Source organism: Neisseria sp. P0022.S010, assembly GCF_051956635.1.
Window position 1 is genome coordinate 1 of record NZ_JBQCXF010000556.1, and the last position, 1905, is coordinate 1905.

The 1905-nt window shown below is 46.8% G+C and carries 2 protein-coding genes; one reads left to right on the top strand and one right to left on the bottom strand.

What is annotated here, in order from left to right; all coding sequences use genetic code 11:
- Positions 1-666 (top strand): aldose epimerase family protein (locus ACTHUT_RS19335; RefSeq protein WP_440419459.1); only part of this gene is annotated, 666 nt, incomplete at its 5' end.
- A gap of 137 nt (positions 667-803) precedes the next feature.
- Here ACTHUT_RS19335 and mltB read toward each other — a convergent pair.
- Positions 804-1883, bottom strand: a complete 1080-nt coding sequence (gene mltB, locus ACTHUT_RS19340; RefSeq protein WP_250599827.1) for a lytic murein transglycosylase B — start codon at positions 1881-1883, stop codon at positions 804-806.
- Between the last annotated feature and the right edge of the window lie 22 nt (positions 1884-1905).

Consider the following 1905-nt stretch of genomic DNA (forward strand, 5'->3'; position numbering starts at 1 on the left):
AATGATAAACAATTTGAAGCTCAAATCATTATGTCTGGAATCATACTACGCAATCAATCAGCCACTATGCGAGTCAATACGATGGGCGGATATATTGACTCCCTGACTCTAAAAGGACGGGAAGTCTTATTTCCGAAAACCAGCGTTCAAGTGAGCGATGACACAAAATTACGCGGCGGCATGCACGTCTGCTTGCCCCAATTCGGACCGGACAGCAAAAATCATCTGGCCCAACATGGTTTCGGCAGAACTTCAGACTGGGAAATCCGCCATCAAAATGAATCGGATATCGGTTTGAAATTAATCAGCACAGAAAGAGGCTATGAACACGTCGAATGGTTGCTTGATTACAGTCTGCCTAACGAAAATGAAGCCATCGCCATCCTAACCGTCTGCAATTACGGCGAATCGCCCGTCCGCACATCCCCGGGATTCCACCCCTACTTTACCGCCGCCGGTACACAATTTGATTTCAACGGCGCCCCATACGATGCCGACTATATCTCCCATACCGAATTTGTTTCCTCCGACCAGGATGCACACGTTGCATTTGACGGCTTGAAACTGGATATCCGCACCCACAATCTGCCTGTGTATGCCCTCTGGAGCGATCGAAACGGCCAATATACTTGTGCAGAGCCAACCGCAGAAGGCAATGCGTTTTGATCCCCCGCCCGAGGCGGACAATTTGTTTCAGGGCACAGCAAAAAACGTTACGCCATGAAAATCAGACTGACAGCTTAAATTATTCTGTAAAGTCATAAATACTTAAAAACCACCCCGAAGGGTGGTTTTCTTATGGCTTACAGGCCATTGTTATTGATTGCATTCGCAATATCGCGTACTGCTGTTACATACATACGGCTGTGGTTGTATTGCCATACTGTGTAGAAGTTATTCAGACCCAAATAGTATTCAAATACGCCTGGACTCGTTTCCAAAGCATACAACACAGCCTTTTCATTATCCGCAACAGCAGCTTGAGGCACCACACCCAAAGCTTTGAAATCTGCGACAGTGCGTGTCAAAGCTGTTTTCTCATCGATAATCGCCTGCAAGTGCGGAGTAATCGTCAGACTTACCGGCACAACCATCTTGCCGCCTGTCTGCCAGCCATGCTGTTTCATATAATTGGCGACAGAAGCCGCCACATCGCCGACATTATTCCAAATATCGCGATGACCATCACCATCATAGTCCACCGCCCATTTACGGTAGCTTGAAGGCATAAATTGCGGCATACCCATCGCACCGGCATAGCTGCCTTTGAAGTCAAAGACATTTTCTTTTTCTTCTTTTGCCATCTGCAGAAGTTCGCTCAACTCGTTTTGGAAGAACTCGGCACGGCGTGGATAATCAAAGGCCAATGTACTCAAGGCATCGGCAACGCGGAAGCTGCCCGTATTTTTGCCGTAATTGGTTTCGATACCGAGAATCGCCACAATCAATTCGGCAGGTACGCCGTATTTGCGTGCCACATCATCGATTACGGCACGATTTGCCGCATAGAATTGTCTGCCGCCATTAAATTTGGCTGCACCAGAGTTACCGGTGCGGAATTCATACCAAGGACGCGAAGTGCTTGGACGGTATATAATGGTAATGATATTGCCTTTATACACCACGCCATTAAAGAAATTACGCAACTCTTCCGCACTGAACCGGCGGTTTTTTACTTCATATTGGATAAACTGCTGAACGTTGACGTTTTCATTAAAGCCGCTGCTGGCAACAGATTCAGCCGCAGCATCAAATACAGGGCGTTTTGCAGAGGAAACAGGCTCAACCGGTTTTGCCGTATCAACAGCAGGCTTTTGCGGGGTACTACATGAAGCTAGAGCCAAAGCAGCCAGACCCATCCCAAAGATTTTGATTTTATTCATAAATAATCTCTTTATTAAATAC